This window comes from Flavobacterium lipolyticum (assembly GCF_020905335.1).
Classification (GTDB): Bacteria; Bacteroidota; Bacteroidia; order Flavobacteriales; family Flavobacteriaceae; genus Flavobacterium; species Flavobacterium lipolyticum.
The window spans coordinates 15,201-28,195 of the sequence record NZ_JAJJMN010000003.1; the positions used below are offsets into that span (position 1 = coordinate 15,201).

Consider the following 12,995-nt stretch of genomic DNA (forward strand, 5'->3'; position numbering starts at 1 on the left):
ACTTGAAACCTGAAACTTGAAACTTGAAACTTGAAACCTGAAACTTGAAACTTGAAACTTGAAACTTGAAACTTGAAACTTGTAATTTGAAACTTAGAATTTGTTAAATAGAATTTTTATGAAAAGAATTGGAATTTTAGGACTCGGTGGAGTAGGTGGTTATTTCGGCGGACTTTTGGCGAAAGCCTATTATAAATCTGATGAAGTCGAAGTGATTTTTATTGCTCGTGGCGCCACACAAAAAGCTATTGCTGATAGCGGATTGAAAATAGTAACCGATGAATCAGAAATGATTGTGCATCCAAAACTAGTTTCAAATAATCCCGAGGAAATTGGTGAACTGGATTATTTAATTTGCGCAACCAAAACGTATGACATTGAGGAAAGTTTGGGTTCACTTCAAAGCTGTATTGTGGCTAAAACGGTTATTCTTCCTTTGTATAATGGAGTTGATGCTCCGGAACGCATTCAGAAAATATTCCCTCAGAACGACATACTGCAAGGCTGTGTCTATATCATTTCGATGATTACTTTACCCGGAACCATCCGAAAAATGGGTTTTTATGAAAAGCTGTTTTTTGGTTCTAAGACGGTTTCTGTTTCAAAATTAGAAGAATTGCAAGGAATTTTTCAGCAGGCCAGAATTGAAAGTTATTTGGTAGAAAATATTGAAGAAACGGTATGGGAGAAGTTTATTTTTATTTCAGCATTGGCTACAACAACTTCCTATCTGAATCAGAATATTGGTGAAATTCGGGATAATCCAGATGCCATGTCGGTTTATGTGGGATTGGTGCATGAAATTGATGCGGTTGCCAAAGCGAAAGGATTGCAGCTGCCGGATGATATTGTAAATCAGACTGTACTTAAGTTAGAAAAATCACCACGCGAAGCTACATCATCGATGCATAGAGATCTACTGGCAGGTAAAAGTACCGAAGCCCTTTCACTTACTAAGTTTGTGTTGAATGAAGGGAAAAAATATGGCGTAAAAACGCCATTGTACGAAAAAATTTCTAATGTATTGCTGCCTTAAATTTTGGGTTTGTTTCTAGTCCAGACTTAGTTACAAATGAGTTAAGGGATTTTTTTAATTATAAGAAAATGCTTTCTTTTTTTTTAAGTTTGATTTTGTTGTTTTTATCTTATTTTTGAAGCAATTAAGTTAAAAACCAAAATGAAAAAAAATTATCTGTTCTTATTTTTATCTGTTCTTATTACCAATGTCATTCAGGCGCAAGATGAAGTACCGTCGGTAGAAAAAAATCAATTCAAAATAAATATGATCGCTCCGGGATTCGTTTATGAGCATGGATTTACGGCTAATAACACCCTCTATTCAGAAATTAGCTTAGGGGTTGGTTACAGTTATAACAGTTTCTATAACGAGTCAAACGTTTATTTTTCCCCGTTAATCAGTGAGCAATTTCGCCATTATTACAATTTTAAAAAGAGAGCTAAAAAAGGAAAGAGTACAGCTCATAACTCGGCTAATTTTTTTGCTCTAAATGCCCAGTATAATTTTCGAACGGTTTCTACTAACGAGAGGTATAGAGAATATGCACCATCAACAACCATTGCGGTACTTTGGGGATTGCAGCGAACTTACAAACGAAAATTCAATATGGAATTTAATCTGGGTCCCGGAATAAATATTGATCAATACGATACCGAATTTGTTCCGGTAGTTAATTTTACATTAGGTTGGGTTATTGGAAAATAAGCACAAAAAAATAGAAAAACCTTGGCTAAATCAAGGTTTTTCTATTTTAAATTCCAATCCAATATTTCGGGTACTCTCAATGCTGATTTTTGGATCGGAATTAAAATATTTTCTGAGTCTGCTAATAAAAACATCCATACTTCGCCCTGAGAAATAATCATCTTTTTTCCAGACCGACATTAAAATTTGGTCCCTCTTTAATAACTGGTTATGATTCAGATACAAATACTCAATAAGAGAAGCTTCCATTTCTGTAAGCTGCTGGACATGATTTTTGTTGTTTAGGGTTAGTCTTTCGTTATCAAAAATATAAGACCCAATTTCGATTATGTTGTTTCCATCCAGACTCCTTTTTTGTTCGATTCTTTTTAGAATATTCTGCAAACGCAGAATGAGTTCGTCTACTTCAAAAGGTTTTATGATATAATCGTCTGCGCCTAGTTTTAACCCGATGATTTTGTCTTCTTTTAATTTTCGTGCAGTGAGAAAAATAAATGGAATCTCAGGGTTGATTGTAATTATTTTTTCGGCCAGTGAAAATCCGTCTAATTTTGGCATCATGACATCCAAAACACAAATATCAAAAGTCTGATTTGAAAAATAGTCTAAAGCTATTTCTCCATTTTCTGCCCAGATGACTTCGAATTGATGCAATTCTAAATATTGTTTTAAAATTGCGGCAAAATCAAAATCGTCCTCGGCTAAAAGTAATTTTTTCAAAATAAGGGAATTAAACTTTTAATAAAATAGTAAACTGAGTTCCTTTTCCAAGATCACTCACAACGCTAACAGTGCCCTGATGCGCTTTTATAATCTGATCAACATAATACAATCCTAATCCTAAACCTTTTGTATTGTGAAGATTTCCTTGTTCTACGCGATAGAATTTTTCAAAAAGAAGCGATTGTTTGCTCTTTTCAATTCCGATTCCATCATCTTCAACGCTAATTGAAAATTGATTTTGGTTCAGATTTGTTTTTAGTGTAATGGAGTTGGAGCCATATTTTACCGCATTTTCCAGAACATTCAAAAGAGCAGTGGTCAAATAGAATTTATCCAGATACAAGCTTGTTTTCTGCGTCTGAAAATTGGTTTTAATGTCGATTTTCGGATAGGTGATTTTAAAATCATTAACGATCGTCAATAGAAAATTTTCGGTTTCGATATTTTCTTTTTGCAATTCGATTCCGTTTTCGGCCAGCGAATTGGCCATCACCTGGTCAATCAAATTTTGTAAACGATTGTTCTGACGTGAAATGGTATTGACGATAGCATTAAAGTTCTCGTCATTATCCCGAATGTCTTTTCGCTCCAATATTTTGGTCGAAATGCCTAATGTCGTCAATGGGGTTTTAAGTTCGTGGGTAATATTATTGATGAAATCGGTTTTAACATCGTTGGCCTTCTTCTGTTTGATTAATGCTTTTATAGCAATAAAAAAAAGAGTTATTAGGGTTGCTATAGAAAGTAAAGACAAAATGAGAACGAAAGTCATTCGTTTTAAAATGATCATTTCCCAGTCGATTACCGAAACGTACATCGAATCCTCAGTCAATAATTTGTAATTCTTATTTTCATAAGTTCCGTTGGTAGTTCCAACATAATTCCGAACTAAAAAGGCATGATTTAAGGAGATCAGATTTCCGTATAGTTTGTTTTGGATAAAAGGTTTTTCAGAGAAAATGGTGTCTGCTTTTGCGTGGTTTGGGTACAGAACAAATTTATTCAGGACAATCGCAAAATCTAATTTTAACTCGGGTAAATCTCTTTTAAACTTGCTCTGAATTTTTTGTGTCAAAGCGTCGCTATATTCATTTTCCAGAATATACTTTTTGATCTCAAACTTGTTGTTTTTTCCCTGAATGTAATTTTCGGATAATTGCTGGTAAAGTGCTTCTTTTTTGGCGACTATTACCGAGTCTATGTCGCTATAATCATTAGAGATACCGGCAATTTTATTTTTAATTTCAGTGTGAAACTGCGCCACTTTATAATCGTAAGTTGTTTTTACCAAATAACATTGCACTGTTGATAAAACAATTAGAGCGATGACCGAAAATGCTATTAGTAAATTGATTCTTTGTTTCATGAGTTGTTTTGTTGGCACACTGATATGACAGATTAAACTGGTTTACGCGGGTTTGTTTTATTTAACCCTTTGTAATGGTTTTAATATATAGAAAAATTGTTTTGTTTGCCTAAAAAAAGACGTTTCACTTATTTAAAATACGCATCGTTTATGTGAAAGAAAGATATTTCTTTTTTGCCTCCTTTACGTCACCTAAAAGCTATGTATCTATGCGTTTTATAATTTTTTAATTAGCGTGATGAGAATTTATTTATTAAACTGACGCAAATACGCTGGCTATTCTCAATCCAAAAATAATGCTTTTGTCAGACAATAATCACATTAACTCCGCATTAACCTTCAATTAACTTTCATAATTCTTTTTTAGAAGCATTTTTGCAGGACTATAAACTAAAATCAAACCTAAAATGAACATTAATTTGCTGGTAAAACTTTTTTTAATTCTCTTTTGGTTCTTATTTTCTTTAACGGGATATGCACAAAGCGAGATCCCAAAAGACAGTCTTTCAAATGCGTTAAATGAAGTTGTGATTGCTCAGAATAAAAAGACTTTTACCAATACAAACGGAAATGTAAAAGTCGATGTTGCCAATTCTATTTATAACGTGATTCCCAATACAGTCGATTTACTGGCAAAGTTGCCAACTGTTCAAATCAGTTCAGATAGAGAAAGTATCTCTGTTGTAGGCAGAGGGAATCCTTTAATTTATATCGACAATCAAAAAGTGGGAATGAATGATTTGAATGCTTTGGCCGTAGCTGATATTAAAACGATCGAAATTATTCAGAATCCCTCTTCTAAATATGAGGCTGAAGGACGTTCTGTAATTTTGATTGCAAGGAAATTTAGTAAAAAAGACAGTTTTAGAACTGAGATTACTGAGGTCGCTTCTTTTAAGAAAAAGTACAATAATTATCTTGGATTTAATACCAGTTTTAAAAAGAACAAACTGGAATGGAAGGCTAATTTTAATTACAATCAATTACAGCCCTGGGAAAATCACAGTATTGATTACCAAATTCCCAATGCCGAAATCGCGTCTAAATATGATGTGACCGCTTATTCCCAAAAAAGACAGTTCATTTTTGGAGGAAGTTTGTTTTATCAGATAAATGAAGATGATTATTTTTCGTTTAGTGTGAACAGTAAGCTTCAGAAAGATATTTTTCCAATTCATACCTTAACTTATAATAAGAATAAAGAGATAGAAAACAACGTGTTGACTTACAGTGATAATGATACCCGAAAGAATTTTGTAAACTCTTTTTTGAATTATAATAAAAAAATAAAAGCTATTGATGCACAGGTTTTTACTGGTTTACAGTGGTCTAATTTTGATCAGGCATTGTGGAGTAATGTTAAGAATAAGTACAACGAAACTCCATTTGAATGGGCGCAGCTTCGCGATCAAAAATTCAAGGTGAATGTCTTTTCGGGTAGAATTGATGCTGAAAAGAAGTTTAAAAATGAGATGAAATTTGAAATGGGAGGATTGTATTCTTCTGCTAGTTCTAAATCAGATTTTGATGTGTTATACTATGAAAATGATGAAAGGGAATTTAGTCAATACGATTTTAAAGAGCAAAATTTGGCAGGTTACAGTCAGTTTTCAGGAAAAATTAAGAAAGTCGAATTTTCCGTTGGAGTAAGGGTTGAGAATACAAATGTGGACGGGAAATTTAAAGCAGATTTGACGCCTCTAATCCGTAAAAATTACACTAATTTTTTCCCTAAAGTACAGCTTTCATTTCCGATAGACAGCTTAAAGAGTATTAGTGTTAATTATGCCAAAAGTATCTCGAGACCTAATTATTCTTCTTTAAGTCAGGGAACAACCTATATTAATCCGTACTTTTTATATGCCAGAAATATTAATTTAGATCCCACGATTGTCAACGAAATCTCGTCTACTTTTCAATACCATGATAAATCGGTGAAGCTAACGTATTATCAAAATACAAACCCGGTTTATAATAGTTTTTTCTTTGATAAGGAACTCAATGTCATGACTTTTAAGGATGTGAATTTTGAGAAAGAGTCCGCCTTGATTCTTGATTTTGAATTGCCTTTCACCTATAGATTTTGGACTACTACAAACTCATTGGTTTTTGTTTCAGAGAAAATTGAAGATTCTTCGGCCGTATTCAGGTCTTCAAAACCTTATTTTTATTATTACTCCAATAACGAATTTAGGCTTCCAGAAGATTATGTAGTAGCGGTTGGTTTCAGGACAATTGCAAAGCAGTACAAAGGAGTTTTTGAAAGAAATGCTAGAACGGTCGTAGATGTAGGGGTTTCTAAAACGTTCTTTAAAAATTGGAGCTGTGCCCTAAGTTTTAATAATGTGTTTAAAAGTATAACAGAAGCAGAAGTTTTTACCATTAACAATATCAGTTCGAAATCAAGATATTTGATTGATGAACATGAGATTTCAGTTTCTGTAAAGTATTCTTTTGGAAAAGTAAAGGAATCCGAATTCAAAGGAAAAAGGATGGAAGAGAATTCAGATCGTATAAGATAAAACAGCGCTGTGAAATTGTCTTTCTGAGCGAAGTTTCAAACTTAAAATGTTCTGACTTCGCTCGATATGACAGTATGGGCAGAGCGAGGTTTAGCCTTCGTCTTCTTCTGTTATTTTAGTAGAGGAATCGTCTGGCAATTCTTCGTCATCATCAGTGGAGTTCAATTCGAAGAAACTAAAGAAAGATCCTCCGTAACTTTTTTGAAAAGAAAAATTACTCAAATGATCCATTTTGGTGTATTTGGAATGCTCGATAATCATCATACCGTCTTCGTGAAGTAATTCTCTTTCGAAAACCGTTACCACAATTTTCTCGAATGCTGCCTGGTCAAATCCATAAGGAGGATCGGCAAAAACAATGTCGTAGGAGGTTTTACAGTTTTCCAGAAATTTGTAAACGTCACTTTTAGTTGCCGCGATGTCAAAATCGTATTCTGACGAAACCTGCTTGATAAATTTTACGCATCCAAAATCACCGTCTACTGACGTAATTGGAGCACTTCCGCGGGAGGCGAATTCAAAACTGATGTTACCGGTTCCTGAAAACAAGTCCAAAACCTTTAAACTGTCAAAACTAAAATGATTGTTCAAAACATTAAACAATGCTTCTTTACTCATGTCGGTTGTTGGTCTTACAGGAAGGTTTTTTGGCGGAAAAATGCGGCGTCCTTTGTATTTCCCTGAAATAATTCTCATGATTGGAATAAGATATAATGTTTTTGATTTTCGGCTGTGGTGAAGCTATTTCTTTGCTGTAAGGTGCTTACATCCAAAAAGGATATATGACGAATGTATTTATATGCAATGGCATAAAATGCATCGTTTTGGTCGATTGTACCTAATAATTCAAGCGGAAAACTTTCAGGATTCAAACTTAATTGTTCGGCAGTAAAAAGCAAATAATAAATAAAATCTTCAGGTGTTTGATATTCAAATGAATTGAACAATAATAGTTTTTGATTTTGGACTACAATCACTTCAAAATGACCGGGGTTGAAATTAACGACCATTTTTTTATCGTCATTGTTTCTTGAAGCGTCCAGAATTTTTTCGACTAAAATACTGTTGGCATGTTTGTAGTCAAAAGTGCCAAACTGATCGATGAAAAAATTGTTGATGTTGACATAGGGTATATAAACCGCATTCATTTGGTATTTTGAAATCTGATCGTAAGCAAAAAAATCAGTTTCGAAAACTTTTGTATTGTATTGCAGGTAACTTCCAAGGTAGTTTTCATCAAACAAAGCCGTTGGAACAAAAGTAGAAAGATTGTTATTGTGAATCACTAAAACTTCGTCGTAAGTTTCCGTTAGTTCCGGGTGATTTCTAAAAGCATCTCCAAACAATTCTTCCACTTTAGTCGTTTTATGAAACGTATCGAAATGAATTTCTTTTAAAGAAGTAACCGTATTATTTAAAGTGTCAAAACAACAAAATGACAATCCGGTCAGAGAAACCTGAATAGAAAGCTTTTTGTAATTTTTTGAAGTGATGTTAGTGTTTTGTAATGACATATTGATTTACAATTCGTTACCTGTTTTTCAAGAAGGAATTTTAGGCGACCACAAACTTACAAATTAAAAAGGAACAATAATAATTGCAATTTCAAAAAACAATTTCACATTCATTTTAATAGAAAGTTAAGAAAAGTTTTTTTTTGAAAAATAAATTTGGGGTTCTTTATAAATTCTGCCGGGGTAAAAATTTTAAATTGGCATTGCCATTTAAAAAGACGAACTTTGTATCTTAAATTTACCCTATGAATTCAGCATTGTTTTACGGCGTTTTGCAAAAAAAGTTTCCATTTGCACCAACTTATAAGCAGGATATTTTTTTTCAAAAAATCGCTATTTTTTTAACCGAACCGGCTAACGACACCATTTTTGTTTTGAAAGGATATGCGGGAACGGGAAAAACAACTGTGATTTCAACCATAGTGAACAATTTGGGGGATATTAATAAAAAGTTTGTCTTGCTGGCGCCAACGGGACGTGCAGCAAAGGTAATCGCCAGTTATTCAAATACACCCGCATTTACGATTCATAAAAAAATATATTTTCCGAAAAAATCTTCCGGTGGAGGTGTAGCTTTTACCAAACAGCTCAATAAACATAAAAACACCATTTTTATCGTCGATGAGGCCTCGATGATTTCTGATAATAATTCCGATTCAAAATTATACGATAACGGATCACTGCTGGATGATTTGATTACCTATGTCTATTCGGGAACCAATTGTAAAATGATTCTTTTAGGAGATACTGCTCAGCTTCCTCCTGTAAATATGGATATTAGCCCGGCTTTGGATACGCATACTTTAGGGATTCACTATGGTAAAGAAGTCGAACATATCGAGCTGGACGAGGTCATGCGTCAGGAAGAAAGTTCAGGAATTTTGTTCAATGCGACAGAACTAAGAGAATTGCTGAAGGAAAGTTTTATTACCGAATTTAGGTTCAATGTTAGAGGATTCAAAGACATTGTTCGATTGACGGACGGGTATGACATTCAGGATGCTATCAATATGGCTTACAGTAATTACAGTATTGAAGATACCGCTTTTATTGTTCGCTCGAATAAAAGAGCCAATCAGTATAACGAGCAAATCCGAACCAGAATTTTATTTAAAGAAAGTGAACTGTCGGCAGGAGATTTCTTGATGGTGGTTAAGAATAATTATTTCTGGCTGAAAGAAACAGATGAGGCAGGATTTATTGCCAATGGAGATATTATCGAAGTTCTAGAGCTTTTTGGAATCAAAGAATTGTACGGATTTAATTTTGCAAAAGTAAAAATCAGAATGGTCGATTATCCCGACCAAAAGCCGTTTGAAACGGTATTGATTTTAGATACCATAAAAAGTGAATCTCCATCCTTAACCTACGAAGAATCCAATCGTTTGTATGAGGAAGTAATGAAAGATTATGAAGGTGAAAGTACCAAATACAAGAAGTTTCAGAAAGTAAAAGAAAACGAATATTTTAACGGTTTACAAGTGAAATTCTCCTATGCGATTACCTGTCATAAATCGCAGGGTGGACAATGGAATACGGTTTTTATCGAACAGCCGTATTTGCCAAACGGAATTGATCGCGATTACATCAGATGGCTGTACACGGCTATGACACGTGCTAAAAATAAGTTATATTTGATAGGGTTTAAGGACGAGAGTTTCGAGGAATAAAACACGAATTTCACTAATTGTCACGAATTTTTTAGATTTAGTATTGGTAAGATCTGTGAAATTTATATTATAACCATTTACTATGACAACACTAAACGACTTACATTCGATTTCGTCTTCGTTTTCGAATACTGATAAAATGCCGGTTTTGTTTTTGGGACACGGGAGTCCCATGAATGCGATTGAAGAAAATCAATTTGTAACCGGTTTTCGGGATCTCGCAAAAACATTGCCGCAGCCCAATGCTATTTTGTGTATTTCGGCTCACTGGTTTACCAATGGTACCAAAGTAACAGCGATGCAAATGCCCAGAACGATTCATGATTTCGGAGGATTTCCTCAAGCCCTTTTTGAGGTGCAGTATCCTGCAAAAGGAAGTCCGGAATTGGCCCATGAGACTAAAAAAATATTAGAACCTGTGCTGGTAGATTTAGACGAGCACTGGGGACTGGATCATGGTGCCTGGAGTGTGATCAAACATCTGTATCCGGAAGCGAACGTTCCTGTGATTCAGTTGAGTATTGATTATACAAAGTCGGGACAATATCATTTTGAGTTGGCACAAAAACTACAATCCTTACGCCGCAAAGGAGTTTTAATTATTGGAAGCGGAAACATTGTTCATAATTTGCGATTGGTCGATTTCAGGAACTTTGATAAAGACAATTACGGTTACGATTGGGCAATTGAAGCGAGGGAAACCATCAACAGTCACTTATTAAACGATAATTTTCAGCCTTTGATTGACTTCGAAAAAATGAATAAAGCGACCCAATTGGCAATTCCTACTCCCGAGCATTATTTGCCATTATTATATACTTTAGGATTAAAAGAAAAGTCGGAAGAACTTAGTTTGTTTAATGATAAACTATTAGCAGGTTCTTTGAGCATGACATCGGTGAAAATAATGTAATGCGATTTTGTGAATCTCTGCGAAAGGGTTATTGCGCAGAGATACACAAAGATGCCACGGAGATTCGCTAAGATTATTTTCTCTTCTTCTAAGTTATATTGATCGAAATAACAGTCGGCGATACTCAAGTAATTTGTTGCTAAATATTATATAAAAAGGTTTCTCGCAGATTTAGGCAGATTAAATTTGGAAAAACCTATTACGCATTCTATGATGAAAAATCTGCTGGATCTGCAAAATCTGCGTGACAAAAATTACGCAACATGTAAAAAAAACTCCGTGAATCTCTGTGGTATCTTTGTGAATCTCTGCGAAATCCTAATTTAGGATTCTTTTTCTAAGTTGTACGCATACAGATAACCGTCGGCACTTCCGAAGTAAACTGTATTATTACTGATGAATGGCGAAGAAACAATTGATCCCAGTTTGTACAATTCATCCATTGCTTTTTTATTGTTTTCATATACAGAAAGGTCTGTGTAGTGCGCAGCGTGAACAGAATCTAATAAATCATTTTTTAAGACAGAAGCAGCAAATTGCTTACGGTCCTCGGTGCTTATGGTTTTAGATTTCTTTCCGTTAGAAAGAAGGTCAAGACTAAAGAAATTGCCTGTAAAATCACCAAAATAAATAGTGCTTCCTGCTATAGCCGGAGAATTATAGATGTAACCATTCGTTTTGAATCGATATTTTTCTGCACCATTTCTGGCATCCAGAGCCAGTAGGGCATAAGTGTCTGAAGTTCCTACATAAACCGTATTATTCTGAATCACTGCAGTACTTAGAACCCAGGAATTTTCGGCATCGTATTTCCAAACCAATTTTCCGGTTTCGGCTTCAAGAGCAAAGAAGAACGGCTCTCTGGCTCCAAAAAAGACTTTTCCATCAGCAACAGCTACCGAAGATTGGATTCCTTTAAAACCTGGTTTTGTTCCGGTTGCAAAGCGCCAGATCTCCTTACCGGTTTCGATGTTTAAGGCGTATAGAACAGCATCCCAGCCGCCAACGTAAATTTTATTCTGATCGATTACCGGAGTTCCGTGTACAGGTCCGTTGGTTTTAAACTTCCATTTTAAACTTCCTGTTTTGGCATCCAGCGAATAAACATTTCCGTCACTGCTGCCGAATAACACCACTGCTTGTTTTTCTTTTTTGTAAACGACAGGGGAGGACAGATAAAAACTCCATAAATCTTCCATGTATTGAGTTTCCGGCTTCAGTCCAAATATGCCTTTTTCTCCAAACCAATGTTCTCCACCTGTTTTAAATTTCCAGATTAATTTTCCGTTTTGAGTGTTTACCGCGTAATAGTTTCCATCAAAACTTCCAAAGAAAACAGTATTTTCAAAGAGGCCGGGAGTACTGTGGATGGCTCCGTTAGTTTTGAATTTCCACTTTGTTTTGCCTGAGTTTTCTTCAACAGCGTAAAGAAAACCATCTTCGCTGCCAATATAAACAATACCGTTTTTTGTAACCGGAGAGGAAAAAATTTTACCGTCGGTTTTGAATTTCCATTTCAGGCTGGAAGTAGGCTGATACCCTTGTCCGCTGAAAATGCGATCTGTAAAAGCATTGTTTATAGTAGATTTTTTTTGGCAGAAGGCCGAGGGAATAAAAGTTAAGTTTAATAAAAGCAAGGGCAAAATCAGGTGTTTTTTCATAGTGGTTTTTTCTGATAAATATAATGCATTTTTTAAGGGGCTGTTCTTCAGATTTGTAAATTACGACAAAGAATATTTTTTTTAAACTTATTAGTTTTGAATAGTTACATTTGTTTAGAAGTTTATAAAAGAAAAATAAAATGAAGATTATAGCTGTAATTCCGGCGCGATATGCATCAACACGTTTTCCTGCTAAACTAATGCAGGATTTAGGAGGGAAAACCGTGATTTTAAGAACGTATGAGGCAACCGTCGCTACAAAATTATTTGACGATGTATTTGTGGTGACTGATTCCGATTTAATTTATAATGAAATTGTAAATCAGGGCGGAAAAGCTATTAGGAGTATTAAAGAACATGAATCGGGAAGTGATCGAATTGCAGAAGCGGTTGCTGGTCTTGATGTTGATATTGTGGTAAATGTGCAGGGAGATGAGCCTTTTACTGAAGCCGGACCTTTAGAGCAGGTTTTGTCTGTGTTTAAAGACGACAGAGAACGCAAAATAGATCTGGCATCTTTAATGCGTGAGATTACCGATGAAACTGAAATTAACAATCCGAATAATGTAAAAGTGGTGGTCGATCAGTCGCAGTTTGCGTTGTATTTTTCGAGATCGGTAATTCCGTATCCAAGAGATAAAGACGTTGGGGTACGTTACTTTCAGCACATTGGAATTTATGCTTTTAGAAAACAGGCTTTATTGGATTTTTACAGTCTGCCGATGAAATCTTTAGAAGCTTCCGAGAAATTAGAGCAATTACGTTATTTAGAATTCGGGAAACGTATAAAAATGGTAGAAACCACCCATGTCGGAATCGGAATTGATACTGCCGAGGATTTAGAAAAAGCAAGAGCTATTTTAAAGGATATTTGATCGGAGCAGGTTAAGCGGAAAGCTTGTG

11 protein-coding genes are annotated in these 12,995 nt (G+C 34.8%); 6 read left to right on the forward strand and 5 right to left on the reverse strand.

The genetic code is table 11. From position 1 onward, the window contains the following. Positions 1 to 118 precede the first annotated feature (118 nt). Positions 119 to 1,036, forward strand: coding sequence for a ketopantoate reductase family protein (locus tag LNQ34_RS22465; protein ID WP_230001358.1), 918 nt, complete (start codon positions 119 to 121; stop codon positions 1,034 to 1,036). 141 nt (positions 1,037 to 1,177) lie between these two features. Beyond that, complete coding sequence (locus tag LNQ34_RS22470; protein WP_230001360.1) at positions 1,178 to 1,723, forward strand: DUF3575 domain-containing protein; 546 nt, start codon at positions 1,178 to 1,180, stop codon at positions 1,721 to 1,723. A gap of 30 nt (positions 1,724 to 1,753) precedes the next feature. Here the strand turns inward: LNQ34_RS22470 and LNQ34_RS22475 are convergent, their stop codons facing one another. Both LNQ34_RS22475 and LNQ34_RS22480 read right to left on the reverse strand, forming a co-directional pair. Then, the gene (locus LNQ34_RS22475) at positions 1,754 to 2,443 is read right to left on the reverse strand and encodes a response regulator transcription factor (protein ID WP_230001362.1); all 690 of its coding nucleotides are present in this window, start codon (positions 2,441 to 2,443) and stop codon (positions 1,754 to 1,756) included. Positions 2,444 to 2,453: 10 nt separating this feature from the next. After that, a complete protein-coding gene (locus tag LNQ34_RS22480) occupies positions 2,454 to 3,812 on the reverse strand; it encodes a sensor histidine kinase (protein ID WP_230001364.1) in 1,359 nt (452 codons plus the stop codon). Between the two features lie 407 nt (positions 3,813 to 4,219). On the opposite strand from LNQ34_RS22480, the gene LNQ34_RS22485 reads away from it, so the two are divergent. After that, complete coding sequence (locus LNQ34_RS22485; RefSeq protein ID WP_230001366.1) at positions 4,220 to 6,334, forward strand: outer membrane beta-barrel family protein; 2,115 nt, start codon at positions 4,220 to 4,222, stop codon at positions 6,332 to 6,334. Between the two features lie 90 nt (positions 6,335 to 6,424). Here LNQ34_RS22485 and LNQ34_RS22490 read toward each other — a convergent pair whose 3' ends face one another. Then, positions 6,425 to 7,030, reverse strand: coding sequence for an RsmD family RNA methyltransferase (locus LNQ34_RS22490; protein ID WP_017496661.1), 606 nt, complete (start codon positions 7,028 to 7,030; stop codon positions 6,425 to 6,427). After that, positions 7,027 to 7,848, reverse strand: coding sequence for a DUF3822 family protein (locus LNQ34_RS22495; RefSeq protein WP_230001367.1), 822 nt, complete (start codon positions 7,846 to 7,848; stop codon positions 7,027 to 7,029). The genes LNQ34_RS22490 and LNQ34_RS22495 overlap by 4 nt, the downstream gene beginning before the upstream one ends. A gap of 245 nt (positions 7,849 to 8,093) precedes the next feature. On the opposite strand from LNQ34_RS22495, the gene LNQ34_RS22500 reads away from it, so the two are divergent. Together LNQ34_RS22500 and ygiD are read left to right on the forward strand one after the other, a co-directional pair. Continuing rightward, positions 8,094 to 9,518: an ATP-dependent DNA helicase gene (locus LNQ34_RS22500; RefSeq protein ID WP_017496659.1), complete on the forward strand. Its 1,425-nt coding sequence runs from the start codon at positions 8,094 to 8,096 to the stop codon at positions 9,516 to 9,518. Positions 9,519 to 9,600: 82 nt separating this feature from the next. Next, positions 9,601 to 10,431 carry a 4,5-DOPA-extradiol-dioxygenase gene (gene ygiD / locus LNQ34_RS22505; RefSeq protein ID WP_202702996.1) on the forward strand — a complete coding sequence of 277 codons (831 nt, stop codon included), beginning with the start codon at positions 9,601 to 9,603 and terminating at the stop codon, positions 10,429 to 10,431. A 323-nt stretch (positions 10,432 to 10,754) separates the two neighbouring features. Here ygiD and LNQ34_RS22510 read toward each other — a convergent pair whose 3' ends face one another. Continuing rightward, the gene (locus tag LNQ34_RS22510; protein WP_202702997.1) at positions 10,755 to 12,092 is read right to left on the reverse strand and encodes an outer membrane protein assembly factor BamB family protein; all 1,338 of its coding nucleotides are present in this window, start codon (positions 12,090 to 12,092) and stop codon (positions 10,755 to 10,757) included. Positions 12,093 to 12,232: 140 nt separating this feature from the next. On the opposite strand from LNQ34_RS22510, the gene kdsB reads away from it, so the two are divergent. Then, positions 12,233 to 12,967, forward strand: a complete 735-nt coding sequence (gene kdsB / locus LNQ34_RS22515; protein WP_202702998.1) for a 3-deoxy-manno-octulosonate cytidylyltransferase — start codon at positions 12,233 to 12,235, stop codon at positions 12,965 to 12,967. The last annotated feature ends 28 nt before the right edge of the window (positions 12,968 to 12,995 follow it).